The organism is Arthrobacter sp. 05L45_2, from assembly GCF_056397525.1.
Genome location: NZ_JBFTNO010000051.1, coordinates 1 through 15,405, shown reverse-complemented (window position 1 = coordinate 15,405; position 15,405 = coordinate 1). Strand labels below are relative to the sequence as shown.

The 15,405-nt window shown below is 69.7% G+C and carries 8 protein-coding genes; all 8 read right to left on the bottom strand.

The window, feature by feature from the left end:
• Positions 1–1,038 (bottom strand): serine/threonine-protein kinase (locus AC1DHD_RS06235; RefSeq protein ID WP_476878881.1); only part of this gene is annotated, 1,038 nt, incomplete at its 3' end.
• Positions 1,035–2,864 carry an FHA domain-containing protein gene (locus tag AC1DHD_RS06230; RefSeq protein WP_476878880.1) on the bottom strand — a complete coding sequence of 610 codons (1,830 nt, stop codon included), beginning with the start codon at positions 2,862–2,864 and terminating at the stop codon, positions 1,035–1,037. The genes AC1DHD_RS06230 and AC1DHD_RS06235, both read right to left, overlap by 4 nt.
• The gene (locus AC1DHD_RS06225; RefSeq protein ID WP_476878879.1) at positions 2,851–3,783 is read right to left on the bottom strand and encodes a PP2C family protein-serine/threonine phosphatase; all 933 of its coding nucleotides are present in this window, start codon (positions 3,781–3,783) and stop codon (positions 2,851–2,853) included. The genes AC1DHD_RS06230 and AC1DHD_RS06225 overlap by 14 nt, the downstream gene beginning before the upstream one ends.
• On the bottom strand, positions 3,780–5,264 hold the full coding sequence (locus AC1DHD_RS06220) for an RDD family protein (RefSeq protein WP_476878878.1): 1,485 nt from the start codon (positions 5,262–5,264) through the stop codon (positions 3,780–3,782). The genes AC1DHD_RS06225 and AC1DHD_RS06220 overlap by 4 nt, the downstream gene beginning before the upstream one ends.
• Positions 5,261–7,816, bottom strand: a complete 2,556-nt coding sequence (locus tag AC1DHD_RS06215) for a transglutaminase-like domain-containing protein (RefSeq protein WP_476878877.1) — start codon at positions 7,814–7,816, stop codon at positions 5,261–5,263. Before AC1DHD_RS06215 ends, AC1DHD_RS06220 begins: the two co-directional genes overlap by 4 nt.
• Positions 7,813–9,144, bottom strand: coding sequence for a DUF58 domain-containing protein (locus tag AC1DHD_RS06210; protein ID WP_476878876.1), 1,332 nt, complete (start codon positions 9,142–9,144; stop codon positions 7,813–7,815). Before AC1DHD_RS06210 ends, AC1DHD_RS06215 begins: the two co-directional genes overlap by 4 nt.
• 74 nt (positions 9,145–9,218) lie before the next feature.
• Positions 9,219–10,190 (bottom strand): AAA family ATPase, encoded by a 972-nt coding sequence (locus tag AC1DHD_RS06205; protein WP_476878875.1) that lies wholly within the window; start codon positions 10,188–10,190, stop codon positions 9,219–9,221.
• 97 nt (positions 10,191–10,287) lie between these two features.
• On the bottom strand, positions 10,288–15,405 hold a 5,118-nt coding region (locus AC1DHD_RS06200), incomplete at its 5' end, for an Ig-like domain-containing protein (RefSeq protein WP_476878874.1).

Below are 15,405 nucleotides of genomic sequence, written 5' to 3'. Positions count from 1 at the left end.
GGCGCGGGTGGCGTTGTTGGAGGTGGTGGCGTCGTCCGGCGCGGCGGCGGGCAGGCGGGCCGGAAAGGTGGGGGCATGGCCCGTGGCGTCGGGGTCGATCGAGGCGACGCTGCGGACCCGGGTTTCCTCGAAGGTGTCATCGGGGTGCGGCTCGTCGGCACGCGGTTCCTCAAGGACTTCGAACGGGGTCACGGACAGGTTCAGTTCAGCCTGGATGCGCTGTAACGCCAGGGCGAAGGCGTGGGCCGAGGAGTAGCGGGAGGCGGGGGCTTTGGCCATGGCGGTCGCCAGCGCCAGTTCCAGGGATTCGGGCACGTCCGCCCGGCCCAGTTTGGGCACCGGCAGGTTGGTGATCCGCGAAATCAGCTCGCGCTGGGAGTTGTCCGCGCCGGGGAGGACAAACGGTGACCGGCCGGCCAGCAGGGTGTACAGGGTGGCGCCCAGCGCCCAGACGTCCACCAGGACGCCGTCCACCTGCCGGTCGCTGAACTGTTCCGGCGGCGACCACGGGATGGACATGCCCGCGTCCTCGTCCTGGTCGCCGGCGAGCGTGCCGGAGATGCCGAAGTCGGTCAGCGCCGGGCGGTTGTAGTCCGTGACCAGGATGTTGGCCGGTTTGATGTCGCGGTGCGCGATCCCGGCGCGGTGCGCGGTTTCGACCGCGGAGGCCACCTGGATGCCGACGGCCAGGACCTCGTCCACGCTGAAGCGCTGGCGCCGGTAGCGGACGTCGAGGCTTGGCCGGGAGCAGTACTCCATGGCCAGGTAGGAGTGGCCGGTGTCGGTGATCTCCGCTTCGAAGATGGTCACGATGTAGGGGTGCGATGACAGCTGCGCCATGAGGTTCGCCTCGGACTCGAAGCGGCGGCGGGCGCCCTGGGTCTTGAGGTCGGAGAGCAGCACCTTGACGGCCACCTTGCGGCGCGGCCGGTCCTGTTCGTACAGGTACACGTCGGAGAATCCGCCGGAGCCGAGCAGGCTGACGTACGTGAAGCCCGGGATGGTGGGCGGCGGGGCGACGGGGCGTTTGGCGTTCACAGGAGCTCCTCGAACCGCAGCTGAATGCCGTCCCCGAGTTCGGCGATGTCGCCGTCAAACAGGATCGCCATTTCCCCCTKGGCGAGCCGGCGCGGGGCCTGGCCTTCGCGCAGGAGCACGGTGCCGTTGGTTGCCTTCAGGTCGCAGAGCATCACGTGCCAGCCCTCAAGCCGGACCTCGACGTGGGAGCGGGAGATGTCGCCGCCGGGGCTCGCCACCTGGACGAGTTTGGGCATGCCGGCGCCCTGCACGCGCGAGACCGACGGCTGCCGGCCAACGATCAGCGACTGGTCCAGGTCGATCAGTTCTCCGGTGGAGAGCCGCATCCGGCCCAGCCGCGGCCGGCGGATCTGGACGCCGTCGCCGGGCAGCGCCTGGCTGCAGTAGGCGCACGTGGCGTTGGTGGGCGGGTTCGCGTGGCCCTGTGGGCAGACCCGGGCCAGCACCATGGGTCCGGTTCCGGGGTCCTTGGGGGCGGCCGGGTGGACGGGTGCGCCGTTGCCGGCGGGTCCGAGCTCGCTTTTCATGATGGTCTGGCCGTCGTGGTCGGCGTCCACGGCAGGACCCTCCGGCGAGGGAGCCGGGGCGGGCGCCGGCGGCGGGGTGAACAGCGACGGCGGCACTGAGGGGCCGAGGCCCGTGCGCGGCGCGGGCGGGGCGGCCGGCGAAGGCCGGTCGCCGCCGGTGTGCCAGGGCACGGAATCGATCAGCCCGGAGGGTACCGCGGRGGCGGATCCGGGCGCCGGGACCGAAGGTTCGGGGGCGAAGGCCTCCGGTTCCGGACGGTCGTGGGCGTCCTGGGCGTCCTGGGCGTCCTGACGGGCAGGTTCCGCGGACGCGACGGAGTCGCTTGCCGCGGCGCCGGCGTCGTCGGTTCCCTGCGGCTCCGGCGCTAGCGGACCGTCGTCGGGGTCGGCGTCGGGGTCCTCGCGGACGGCAGCGTCCTCGATGCGGCGCATGACCGTCTGTTCCCAGAGGTGGTCGTAGCTGCTGGTGGGTTCCTGTTCGACGGTTTCGACGGGTTCGACGGGTTCGGCCACCATGGCGTCCGGCGCGTCCAGCACGTCAGGGCCGTCCGCTGCGTGCGCCACGGGTTCTGCCGCGTCCGCGTCGTCGGCAGGGGTCTGGATGGTCCCGTCCAGGTCGGCCCCGGCGTCGAGATCCTCCGCGGGAAGTTCCAGGACCGTATCCGCGGAGCTGCCGAGGCTGTCCGGGTCGGCGGCGATGTCGGCCTCGGCCGCCGCGAGCAGCTGGTCCCCGATCCCGGCACCGGATCCGGCGTCGGAGGCAACGTTGTCCGGGGCCAGGGCGGCGGCTGCGGCGGCGGGTACCGCCTCGGCGACGCGTCCGGCGCCGGAGGCTACGCTGTGCAGCTCCTGCAGCAGGACCACCCCCTCGCCCAGCGGGAGGACACCGGCCGGGGACGCCTGGCCCGGCGCCGCGGCGGGGATGGCAACGCTGAAGCCCTCCGCGGCGGGGAACCTCCGCTCGGTCCAGGTGGTCACGTCCCGGCCACTGACCGTAACGGAGTCGCCGCCGGCCAGCCGGACGTCCAGATCAATCTCGCCGCGCAGGAAGACCTGAAGCGACCCGCGGCGGCCCACGATGCCGAACCAGGGCAGCCGCGCCAGGGAGCCGCCCGAAGCCGAGGTCACGGTGTCCAGGACCTCATGGATTTCCGGGTCACCGGCCAGGAGTGTCCAGAGCGCGTCCACCAGCGTCCGGTCGGTGTCCCGCGGCAGCAGCACGGCCGTTCCGGACCGGACAATGCCGARCCAGGACCCAGGTGTGTAGCTGAGATCGGCCAGGCGGTCAGCGGGAGCCATCGGTCTCCCCGCTGGTCTCCCCCACGGGGGTGCCGTCGGGTGCGACGTTCAGGACCTCGGTGCGCGGCAGGGTGTTTTCGTCTTCGGCCTGGGCTGCCGTGCGCGGGGCGGTCTGTTCGCCGTTGTCATGGGCCACATTGCTCGCGTCCACCACAATGCAGGTCACGTTGTCGCGGCCGCCGCTGCGCAGGGCCGCCTGGATCAGTTCGTCGACGGCGGCCTGCGGGTCCGCCTGATCAACCAGGATGCGGGCGATGTGCTCGTCGTCGAGCTCGCCGTTCAGCCCGTCGGAGCACACCAGGATCCGGTCGCCCTCTTCAACGGGTAGCAGCCAGTAGTCGGCCTCGGTCTCGTCGCCGGTCCCCAGCGCTCGGGTTACGACGTGGCGGCGCGGGTGGACAGCTGCCTCGGCCTTGGTGATCTCGCCGGCGTCCACCAGTTCCTGGACCTCGGAGTGGTCCACGCTGACCTGGTTGAGCTTGCCCTGGCTGAGCCGGTACGTGCGGGAGTCGCCGATGTTCAACACCAGCCAGTAGGGGGTGCCCCTCTGTTCGACCACCACGACGCCGGAGAGCGTGGTCCCGGCGCGGGAACCGGTGGCCTCGCGGATGCCGGCGTCGGCCTCCAGGAGGTACTGCTGGACGATGGCGGCGGTGGCGTCCCGCTCCCCCGTGGCGAGCTGGGGAATGTTGGCGAGGGTCCGCACGCAGATCCCGCTCGCGACCTCGCCGGCCTCATGGCCGCCCATGCCGTCAGCGACTGCGAAGACGGGGTCGGCAGCGATGTAGGAGTCCTCGTTCATTTCCCGGCGCAGGCCGCAGTCCGTGCCGTACCCGTAATGGAGCCGGAGGCTGGGGGTACTGGCGGGTGACGCTGCTGGCGCCTCGGCGGGCGGTACTGAAGCCGGCTGGGATGTCATGCCTGTCCTAGGTAGAAAGAGCGGTCACCGAAGTGCACGGTGGATCCGGGGCGTACATGGGTGGGTTCCCCGGCTGCCAGGGCGGTACGGATACCGTCCGGCGTCGTGACGGCACTTCCGTTGGTGGAGTTGCGGTCCGTCACCCAGATGCCGCCGTCGCCGGCCAGCACCAGGAGGTGGGTCTTGGAAATGGAACGTCCGGGGTCGGCCACGGGCAGCAGCTGCACCGATTCCTCGCCGGGATGGCCGGCCGGGTTGCGCCCGATCAGCAGGGACCGGTCCAGTTCCACTTCGCGGCCGTCGTCGATCCTGATCCGCGGCACGGCCACGGTGATGGGCACGGCGCTGTCGCCGCGGGCCTGGGTGCGGTCCAGGTCGTCGTCCGGGTGGGGGCTGAAGGCGCGGCTGTTCACGGCGTGGCTGCGGGCCGCCACGATCGGGGCCGCCACGATCGGGGCGGGCGCGGAAGGGGCCGGGCCGGCCGGGGCCGGCTGGAAGGAGAACGGCTGCGGCGCGGGCTGCGCGGAGGAGGCGGCTGCTGCGGTGGGCGGTGCGGCGGGTCCGGCCGCGGCGGTCGGCGGCTGGAGCCGGGCGGCGCCGGCCACCGGCGAGGCCACCTGCTGCACGGGAGGAAGGTCCAGCGGGGCAAAGCTGTACGGGCCCTGGATGCCGCCGGTGGTGAGCGGGTTCCGGCCGGCCTTGATGTCGAAGACGAGGGTCTTCGCGGCGGTGTCGTGCCAGCCACGGAGGCGGCTGTTGGGATCCCAGGTGTTGGAGACGACCACCAGCACAGCCCAACCGGCGCCGAGGAGGGCCAGCGGGCCGAGCATCACCAGGGCGGCGCCGAACCACTGGAAGAGCACCACTAGTACGGCGGCGAGGGCGGCCAGCAGCACACCGGCCCCGGTGATGAGGCCGCGGAGGAACACCGCTCCCCCGCCCGGGGCGTACCCGTCGGCGTCGGCGGTGCGGATCCCCACGATGCGGTTGCCGAGGGTGGTGCCGGACCGGCCGTCCATGATGGCCTGGACCGCCGTGTAGACCAGCGTGATGCCGATCCCCAGGCCGCCGAAAAGCACCATCGAGGAGGTGTTGTAGATGATGGAGCCGCCGCTGCGGGTCTGTGTGACGCCGGCGAATCCGAGGGCGAACAACACAATGAGGACCGCCACGGGCCCGGTCCAGTCCAGGACGGCGGCGCCGAGCCGCTTTCCTGCATCGGCGGGAACCAGCTCCAGCTTGTTCGGCATTACGGTACTTCCCCCTTGTCCGTGGACACGTCCTCCGGCCGGACCCTGGACCGGAACGAACGTGCCATCACGCCCGGAAGGCGCTACCGGGATAGTACCGGGTGTTCCGTCCCCGTGCCGTGCGCTGCGTGCCGAACGGTTGCTCAGGGGCACCCCGCACGAGGTGCAGAACGTGGCGCCCGGGCGGATCGGCTGGTGGCAGCGCGGGCAGCGCTCGACGTCGTCGGTCATGGCTCGTTGCGGTTCTTCCTGGCTGTTCGCTGCGGTTCGTGGTCCGGACCGGGCTCCACTGTACTAGCTGGGCCGAAGACGGCCGGGTCAACTGCCGCGGGCCCGTTTCCGTCGCCGGCAGCGGTACCGCCGCGGCGGCGGCCGCCGGGCAGCACGGGGCGCAGTCCGCGCAGCTTCAGGGCGGTCCGCCCGTCGGCCAGCAGGGAGCGCGGCGAGAAGCGGGCCTGCTGGCGGCGCCAGAACCCGACGGTCCCGGTCATCGCCTTCAGTGAGCCGTCCACCATCTGCCAGTACTCCGTGACCTGCTCCTCGCTGGGCTGTCCGGCCCCGAAGATGGCGGCATCGGCGCGGTGGGCCAGCAGGGTGGTGGTGCCCTGGCTGGCGGGGAACGCCTCGCCGAGGACAACGGCGGACTCGCGGCGGGTGGCACGGGTGTCCACGCCGGCGCCGAGATCCGTCGCGAGGCTGAGGACCTCGTTCCAGCCGCCGCCGACGCGCTGCGCGGGGTGGCCGTCGGTGAACCGGGCCTTCCGGCGCCGGGCCTTCAGCAGCGCGATCAGCAGCAGCGGCAGCGCCAGGACCGCGACGGGAATCAGCGCCGTGCCGATCGCGGCAAGGAGCGGGCCCCAGAACAGCCAGGGGTTGTTCTTCTTCTCGTCCGCGTCCAGCGCGTCCGGCGAGGAGTCCGGCGGCAGTTCGGCCGGCTCCTGCGGCGGGGGCGGCGGCTGCAGCACCTGCGGTTTGGGTTTGGACTTGTTCTCCGGGTCCGGCGGGATRGGCACGTTGTCCTTGGGCGGGGTGGGATCAAAGGACACCCAGCCCACCCGGTCGAAGGCCACCTCAACCCACGCGTGCACGTCCTTTCCGGTGATCTGGACTTCGCCGGCGCCGTTTTCCGGGCTCTTGGGATCCGGGTAGAAACCCATCACCACCCGGGAAGGGATGCCAAGGTGGCGCAGCATCAGGGACATCGCCACGGCATACTGCTCGTCATCGCCCAGCATCTGCTTGGCCGTGAGCAGGCTGCGGATGCGGTTGGCGCTGTGGCCGGAGACACTCGGCAGCTGGCCGTCGGCGATCAGGCCGTTGCTGAAGGCGCCCTTTTTCTGGAAGTGCGCCTCGATCTGGCGGACCCTGTCAATGGCGGTGGGTGCGTCGGCCGCGAGGTCGTTGGCCTGTGAGTCGACCACCGGCGGTACCTCGGCGGGGTCCGGCAGCGAGACTTTCGCGAAGTCGTACTGCGTCAGCTGGCCGTGTTCGAGCATGGCGGGGTCGGCCACCTGCACGCTGTACGCGTCGCCCTTGGAGAGCCCGCGGGTGGTGACGGCGGTGTCCGTGCCGGAGTTGAAGTACAGCCCGGACGCGGCGCCGGCCGTGTCGGTGGCGAAGCTGATCCCGGTGGTCTTGCGGCCGCCCGGGAGGAAGAAGCCCTGGTAGTCCTCGATGGTGATGTTCAGGGTGTAGTTGTTGGTCGGGACGATCCCTGTCGAATCGGCGAGGGTGTTGATGGACTTGGCGTCACCAACCTTGCTGAAGCTGCCGGATCCGTTCGGGTCCATGTTGTAGTTGGTGCCGTTGAACGAATCGAGCGCAGCGAGCCGGACCCTGCCGTTCTTCGGCAGCCCCTTCACCATAAAGAGGTTGTCGTCCTTTTTGTCCTTGACGAAGTTGCGGAAACTGGCCAACGGGGTCACGTAGGCCTTCGGGTCGAACGGCGGCACGATCGTGTTGCGCAGGACCTTCCGGTCGTCGTCGGCGGCCACCAGCGGTGAGGCGACGGCAGTGACGCCGACGGCGATCACCGCGGCGGCCGTTCCCACCCGGCGGAGCCGGGCGGTGCGGGCGGTGRCCTGGTCCGACTCGGGCTGGTTGACCGAGATCTTGCGGGTGTCGTTGCGGCGCAGGGCGTCGCGGCGGAAGGTGGCCCATGCGATCGCCACCACGGTCAGCGAAATGCCGCGTTCCACAGTGAGGAAGCCGGCGTTGGTGCTGAAGGCGATGCCGGTGATAAAGAGCACCAGGACCGGCAGCAGCGGCCAGTAGGGGCTCTTGAGCCGCCAGATCAGCAGTCCGGCCGCCAGGGCGGTGAGCAGGGAGCTGAGGAACGGCACGATCAGGGTGCCGCCGGCGGTGCCGACCGGCACGCCGACGGTGAGCATGTCCTTCCAGGCGAACATCACGCCCACCAGCAGGGTCCGCAGCGATTCAAGTGTGGGAAGGACCCCGGCGATGGACGCCTCCGGGACGGCCAGGGCGGTGCCGAAGACGAGGTAGGCGCCAACCGTCAGGGCCGTGGTGATCAGCACACCCAGCCGGAAATGCACTTGGGCGGCCGCGATGCCCAAGCCCAACAGGATGCCGCCGAAGCCTGCGGCCAGATAGTACGGGTCGCCGCCGAAGCTGAGGCTGAACCCCAGGACGCCGAGCCCCAGCAGCACGATCAGGGCGCCGGCGTCGAGCGCGTAATGCCAGGCAGGCTGGCCGTCGGCGAAGCCCGAACGGCGGCGCGGCACGGCGTTGTTGCGGGGACGGAAACCGGTGGCGGTGCTCATGCGGCCGCCTTCCTCAGCACAATGGCCAGCTCGGAAAGATCGCCCAGGGTGAGCACTGTCAGGTCCGCGATGTTGGCCCGGGCCGGGGCGGCACCGGCCTGGATCCGGACTGCGAGGCTGCGGACGCCCGGCGGAACGGACGCCGAGGCGGAGCGCAACTCGGTGGGGCTGACGTTGCTGCCCACCACGAAGAACACCACCGAGGCGTTGGGCACGGTGTCGGCGAGGGTGCGGGCGAGGTCCACGGCGGTCTTGCGCTGCGGTGCTCCGACGATCCGGGTCATGTCGTCCAGCAGGTTCCGGCCGGTTTCGCACCGGAGCGGCCCCTTCTGGGTGAGGACGTCAAGGTCCCGTTGCTCGCGGATGGCCTGCAGGCCGATCGAGGCGGCGGCGGAGACGGCCAGCTCGAATTCTTCCTCGGAGGCGTATTCGTCCGTGTTGGTGGACAGGGAGATGGCCAGGTGGGACCGGCGGGTCTCCTCGAACTGGCGCACCATGAGCTTGTTGGTCCGGGCCGTGGTCTTCCAGTGGATGTGCCGGCGATCGTCACCGGGCACGTAGTCGCGCAGGGCGTGGAAGGRGACGTCGGCGCTGGAGAGGTCCGTGGTGGGCATGCCCTCGAGGTCACGGATGAAGCCGGCGGCCGACCCGGCCAGGGCCACCGTCCGGGGGTGCACGTAGAGGTCCTCGGGTTCGGTCCAGAGCACCTGGCGGCGGAGCAGGTGCAGGGGGTCGGCACGGACGGAACGGACCGGGCCCACCACGATCACAGCGCGGCGGGCCGTCGGGATGGTGAACAGGTCCTCGTGGACCTGCCCGGGTTTCATCCGGGGCAGGTGGAACACGGCGGTGGCCGCGCCGACGGGCAGTTCCAGGTCGGCGGGCAGGAGCGGCCGGGCGGAGGTGTTGGAGACCGCGATGCTGCCCACGGCGCTGTCCCCCACGGCCACCCGGGTCCGGGCAAGGTCCAGGAGCACGCCGTAGGAGGAGCGGCCCAGGATGAAGCCAATGGCGAGCAGCAGCAACACGAACGCGGCGATCGCGGCGGCCTTGGCCTCCTGCCAGCCGTACGCCTGGCCGACGGCCCAGAGCAGCACGGACGCGGCCAGGACGGACCAGCCGAGGACACTGACCACCGACAGCACCGGGTGGAGGTGCCGGCGGTACTGCGCGCGGACGGCGTTTCCGGCCGGGGCCAGCGCCAGGGCGGCGGTGCTGCGGGCTTCGGCCCAGACGGCCGAGGGGTGCAGCCGGGCGGGCCCGCCGGCCCGGGACAGGGGCCGCTTCAGGCGTTCAGCAAGCCGGTTCAACGGAGTGCTGGTGGACATATGGGTGCCTTTGTTCGTGCATGGTTGCGGGGCCGGTGGGCGGCCCCGCGGGTGGACTCGTCGGAAGCTTCCGGTTAGACCGCGGCCCGCTGTTGCGGGGCGGCGACGTCGGCCAGCACCCGGGTCAGTACGGCGTCGGCGGTGGCACCGGAGAACTCCGCCTCCGGGTCCATGACCAGCCGGTGGGTCCAGACGACGGCGGCGAGGTCCTTGACGTCATCCGGCAGGACGAAGTTCCGGCCCTGGCTGGCGGCCCAGACCTTTGCGGCACGGACCATCGCCAGGGCGCCGCGGACCGAGACGCCCAGGCGCGTCTCCGGGGCGTTGCGGGTCTCCTCGCAGAGCCGGGAGATGTATTCGAGCACCGCGGTGTCCACGTGGGTGGTGGCGGCGAGGTCGGCCATGTCGGCGACGGCCTGGGTGGTGATCACTGCGGTGATTTCCCGCGAGCGGTCCTTGAGGTTGGCGCCGCCGAGCAACTGCACGGTGGACGCGTGGTCCGGGTAGCCGATGGAGGTTTTGATCAGGAAACGGTCCAGCTGCGCCTCCGGCAGGCGGTAGGTGCCGGCCTGTTCGATCGGGTTCTGCGTGGCCATGACCATAAACGGCCGGCCTGCCTCGTAGGTGGCGCCGTCCACGGTGACGCGGGACTCCTCCATGACCTCCAGGAGCGCCGACTGGGTTTTCGGTGAGGCGCGGTTGATTTCGTCGGCGAGGACGATGTTGTTGAAGATCGGGCCCTTGTGGAACTCGAACTTCTGCGTCTTCTGGTCGTAGATGGTCACGCCGGTGACATCCGACGGGAGCAGGTCAGGGGTGAACTGGATGCGGTTGTTGGACCCCTGCACGGTGGCGGCGAGGGCGCGGGCCAGCGAGGTCTTGCCGGTGCCCGGGGCGTCTTCGAAGAGGACGTGGCCTTCCGCCAGCATCGCGGTGAAGGTCAGCCGGATGACGTGCGACTTGCCCAGCACGGCCTGCCCCACGTTGGCTACGAGCTTCTCAAAGGTGCCGGCAAACCATTCGGCCTGCTCTGTGGTCATCGTCATGCGCTGGTTCCTCTTCCATGTTCATTCGGGTCAAGCAGTTGGGGGTTGGCCGGCAGGGATTCCCCGTGGGATCCGGCGTGTGGGTTGGTTGTGGTCATCAGCAGCCACCGGGCTTGGGGCCGTACAGGTTGACGGTGGTGGACTTGACGTACCAGCCCGGGTGGCTGCCTTCGGTCATCCGGTACCAGGGCGTCCCGTTGCCGTAGATGTCCTTGGTGCAGTTGATGTTGAGCCGGCCTTCGGAGCTCCGGACCCAGCCGGCGCCGCAGGTGGGGCCACTGGGGTCGTAGGTGTCCTTCCGGCCGGGTTGGCCCGGGCAGGTGCTGTTATGCGCCTGGATTTGCGACAACGGCGGCGTCGGGTCCTTCCCGCTGGTGGCGTTGGCCGAGTCCGCGGAGCCGCAGACCACAGTGCAGGCCCGAACCTTGAGGTTCTTTGTGGAACTCCATGCCCCGGTGTCGCGGTCGTAGCGGTTTGCCAGGCCAACGCTGGTCCATCCGCCGCCTTCGTAGCTGATCTCGAAGCGCTGGATGGCGCGGCCGTTGTTGGCCGGGTTGTTCCACGTCCAGTGCACCTGCTGCGTGGTGGAACTCTGGGGCGAGAGTACCGGCGCGTTGGGCGGGCCGTAGGGGTTGGCCGTGCCCACAGCCTTGGCGTCCCCGGCGATGTTGTTCTTGGTGGAGCTCGCGATGATGTTGATGGTGACGTTCTTGCCGTTGGGCAACCCGCCGATCGTGGCGCCGCCCGCGGCGATGCCACCGGCCTTGACCACGCCGCCGGACGTGGCCGCCCGGTAGCTGTACTGGATCTCGCTGGCCTGCGAACCGTTGCGCTGTGCCTGGCTTAGGGGTGTGAAGGTCACCCGCAGCTGGCCGCTGGCACCGGTTTCCTTAACCGTTCCGCCGGAGACCATTCCGGGTTTGCCGGCCGCGCGGATGGCGGCTGACCGGGCACTCGTGGCGGACGTTCCGGCCTTGTTAGTGGCAGAAACGGAGAAGGTGTAATCGGCCTCGGAATTATCCACCGTGACGTTCTGCGACGTCGAGGTGACCTTCTGGCTGGCCACCTGCGAGCCACCGCGGAACGTGGTGAGGGTGTAGGCCGAGACTGCGTCGCCGTTGTTGTCCGGTGCAGTCCAGTTCACCCGAAGCTGGCTCTGGTTCCCCACGGACCCCGCGGACGCCGCGGTCGGAGCCGCCGGCGTTGCGGGCTTGCCCGCCGGCGTCTCCGCGGCGGAGTAGGCACTCCACTCCGACGGATCCTTGGCATCGTTGCGGGCCAGGACGCGAACCTTGTAGGCGACGCCGTTCTTCAGGCCCTTCCAGACATAGCTGACAGATGAAAGGTTCTGGATCTGGGCGTTCTGTCCCGGCGGGGCCGGGGAAATTTCGAGGTCGTAGGACTTGACCGGCGAGCCCTTGGATGCGGGAGCAACCCAGGCCACGGCCAGCTGCTGATCGCCGAACTTCAGCGACGGTGCTGCCGGGGTATCCGGCTTGACGTCAGGGCGCACTTCGGCGGACGCCGGTGACCGCTCGGATTCGTCAATGGCGTTGGTCGCCGTGACCTGGAAGTGGTACTTCGAGTTGTTGGTCAGGCCGGTAAGGGTGCAGGAGTTGGCCGGGCAGTCCTGCCGGAACCCGCCCTCGCCATAGACCGTGTATTTGGTGATCGGGGATCCCCGGTCCGCCGGGGCGGTCCAGTTCAGCAGCGCGGTGCCGTCCCCCACACTGGCGGCCTGTGGGGTGGTGGGTGCCAGCGGGCGGTCCTTTACTGTGAGCCGGATCCTGGCCGTGGCCTGCCGGGACGGGTCCTGGGTCTTGTCTGCGATGGTGTAGGCCACCACCATGGTGCCGGAGAACCCGGCCGCGGGGGTGACCACAACATTGCCGCCCTCCACGGCGACGTTGCCGGAGCCGGTTTCGGCGGCGGCTGCCACGATCCTCAGCGGGGAGTCCGGGAACGGATTGGCGTCGTTGGCAAGGACGTTGACAGTGACCGGCTTACCGGCGGCGGCGTTCGGCTCGAGGTCGTCGTTGGCGACCGGCCGGGGCCGGTTGGACGCCGTCACGGTGAACCGGTAAGTCGCAGTGGCCTCCAGGCTGCGGGGGTCCTTGGCCTTGACCTGTACGGCGCCGTCGGCCCCGGCCTCGCTGCCGTCCTTGGCGGAGAGCTTCAGGACCTGGCCTTCGATTTTGGCGTCGAAGCCCCCCGGGACTTCGCCCAGGATCTCGTACTTCATGTTCTGCACGTCGCCATCGTCTGGGTCCGTGGTCAGCCGGGCCAGGTCCACGCTGGATGTGTCACCCTTGGGCACGTCAACCTGGCTTCCCAGGAGGACGGGCGGGTTGTTCCGGTTGGGGTCCGGGAGGACCTTGGTGCGGATGCTGAGGGTGGACTTCAGGCCGGCCGGGTCGTCCGGGCCGGTGCCGTCGGTGACCTCGAAGCTCAGCGAACCGGGCCCGGCGTAGTCCTTGCCTGCCGTGTACTTCAGGGCCGTGCCGTTGTTGGCCACCGGGTCCGAGCCGTCGGCGCCGATCAGCTTGATCCGGTCCGTCTGGGTCAGGCGCGGCGAGCGGCCGTCGCGGACCTTGACCCATTCCTTGAGGTCCAGGGTGACCGATTGTCCGGCGACCACTTCCACGACGTCGTCCTTGGCCAGGGTGGGCACCTGCTGGCCGATCCCGGGAACCCAGATGATCGCCGTGGATTTCTGCCCGTCGAGGTCCTCCACGGTGTACGGAATCAGCTGCGGCTGCTCGGTCAGGTCCACGATCATGTTGCCCTGCGTGCCGGGCCTGGCGGTCTTCGCCTCGGTGCTGACCTTGAGGTTTTCGCCCACACCGTCGGGGTCTTCGTCGTTCTTGAGCACCGGGACGTCGACGGCGGTCTTGCCCAGGGTCTGGGCGGAGGTCACGCGGTCGTCCCGGGCGATCGGCGCCTGCAGCGGGACGTCTTTTTGGACCTTGACGGCGATGGCGGCCTGGGCCGTGGCGCCGCGGTCGTCGGCCACTTTGTAGCGGACGTTGACGGTGCCTTCCTGGTTGGGCGCCAGGAGGATTATCCGGCCGCTTTGTTTGCTGACCGTGGCCTGCAACTCAGGGGCTGCCTCGACGCCGTCGGACAGGATCCGGATGGGGTCGCCGTCGGGGTCGGTGTCGTTGCCGGTGGCGTCGACGGCGATCTGCCGGCCGGGCCGCACGGACACGGTGTCGTCCACGGGGGTCGGCTTCTGGTTGGTCTCCCCGCGCGGAGCGATGCCGACGGTGACGGTGCCGGTGTTGACGGCGCCCTGCCGGTCCACCACCTTGTAGCGGAAGGTATCTGTTCCGGCCCCGTCGCCGGCGGCGGTGAAGTCGATGAAGGTACTCCCGGCGGTGGCGGTTCCCATCGAGGGGGTGCTGTCAATGCCGGTGAGCTGGACCGAGTCGCCGTCGGGATCGATGCCGTCGAGCTCCACCGGGATCCGGACGGTGCCGCCGGCCACCACGCGGGCGGTGAGGTTCTTCGGTTGCGGCCGCGAGTTCTGGGCGCCTTCCAGCGGCAGGATGTGGATGGTGACGGCGGCGGCGCTCTTCTGGCCCTGCGGGTCGACGGCGTTGTAGATGGCCCGGACGGTCTTGGGCACCGGCCCGGCGATGAAGCGCAGGGTGTTTTCGGAGACGAAGCTCTTCCCGTCCGCGGCGGGCACGGGCTGGGGCAGCACCGGGTCAACGGTGAGCTTGGCGCCCTGCGGGTGGGTGTCGTTGGCCAGGACAGGGATGGTGACGACGTCGCCGGCACGCACGTTGACCTCGTCGGGTTTGGGCTGCGGTGCCTCCACGACCGCGGGCGCCGGGACGGGCACCACGGAGACGCTGCCGGTGGCCGACTTGGTGCCGTTGGACATGGTGTACCGGAAGATAAACGGTTCCTTGGTGCCGGTGATGTCGGTGATCCGCAGCACGGCGTGGTCGATCACGCTGACGGAGGCGGTGGCATTTTCCGGCAGCTGCACGGACTGGAGCACCAGCACTCCCCCGGCGGGGTCCGAGTCGTTGGCCAGCGGGTCCACCAGGACGCTGCCACCGGCCGGGAGCAGGGCGACGTCGTGGACGGCAACGGGGTCGCCGGTGTCCTTGCCCGACTCCACGTCAACGCGGATCAGGCCCTGGGTGCTTTGCGGGCCGTTGCTGGCAATGTAGGTCAGGTACACGGGGCCGGGGGTGTTGCTGCGAAAGGTGAAGGTACCGCCGTCGGTCACGGGGCCCAGCTCCGCCGTTCCGGCCGCTTCCACCTGGGCCAGGCGCAGCGCGCCGCCGTTGGGGTCGACGTCGTTCTTCAGCGGGGAGATGACCAGGTCCTGGCCGACGACGGCGGTGACGTGGTCCGCGTTGACCACCGGCTGGAGGGCGCCCGGCGGCTGGACGTTGACGATGACCTTGCCCGTGGTGGTCGCGCGGCCGTCCCAGACGCTGACGGTCACGGTCTTCTTGCCGGGGGCGGCGCCGGAATCCTGATAGCTGAGCAGGCCGTCGCGGCGCACTTTGACCTGGTCCTGGTCGTTGTCCGCCTTGGCGTCCATCAGGACGAGGTCGTCGCCGTCGGGGTCGGTCCAGTCGGTGAGGATGTTCTGGCTGACGGTTTTGCCCTGCTCGACGAGCATGGTGGTGGGTTCGCCGCGCTTGAACAGCGGCGGTTTGTTTTCATCGGGCCCRACGACGTTGAGCGTGACGCTGCCGCTGGCGGAGAGGCCGCGGCCGTCCGAGGCGTTGTAGCCGAAAATTTCGGTGCCCGGTTTCGCGTCGGCCGGGACGGTGATCTGGAAGGCCGTGCCGCCGTAGATGCTCTGGAGGCTGCCGGCTTTGGGGCCGTTGCCTGCAACCGAGGCGGTCAGGACATCGCCGTCGGGATCGGAGTCGTTATCCAGCACACTAAGCACTGTGGTGCGGCCCGGGCGGACCCCGACGGTATCGGGTTTAGTCTCCGGCGGCCGGTTCGGCTTGGTGCGGTCCGGGAGGATGTTGATGGTGTTGTTGTCCGCGGATTCCTTGTCCTGGTCGTTGGACTGGTTCTTGGGGGGGATTACGTCGTCCCAGTTGTTCACCAGCTGCATGTTCTGGTTCACCAACCACACATTCCCCGAATTCACATCATTAAGCACCACCACATCCCGGTTCACCCGGAACACATACGACGGCGACGCAGACGCCTTCGGGACCTCGACGTTCTTATC